The sequence below is a fragment of the Vibrio sp. 10N.286.52.F8 genome (genome assembly GCF_041468745.1).
GTDB classification, from domain to species: Bacteria; Pseudomonadota; Gammaproteobacteria; order Enterobacterales; family Vibrionaceae; genus Vibrio; species Vibrio crassostreae_C.
On the sequence record NZ_JBFRJF010000028.1, the window covers coordinates 58,298 to 58,643 of the forward strand.

Sequence of the window (346 nt, forward strand, 5' to 3'; positions counted from 1 at the left end):
CTCTCGATGGGCACACTGAGCCAAACAAATAAGCGTATTCAAATTGCTGCTGTTTTACTACGCGAGGTCTCGTTCCACGAGTAGCCCAAAGACGTGTTGTTGTGTTCTGCTGACCAAACCTAGCTTCGTCTTGAAACCAGACATCAACACTCTCTAGCCCAATATGGCCGGGGATCTTAAGGATCGTTTCGATTTGGAATTTTTTTAAAATCGTCTTGTATTTGCTGTGATTGTTTAGGGTGTTTGGAACGAGAAGTTATCCAAGAAAAACCCATGTGGTCGAGGAGATAATAGATGGAATTAGGGTGGTAGTGCTTGTCAAAGTGTTTAACGATGTAGTCATGTA

Annotated in this window: 1 pseudogene; it reads right to left on the reverse strand. The window is 42.8% G+C overall.

Annotation, left to right across the window (positions count from 1 at the left end):
• Positions 1 to 346 (reverse strand): annotated as a pseudogene (locus tag AB4133_RS14640) (winged helix-turn-helix domain-containing protein); the annotation flags it as partial.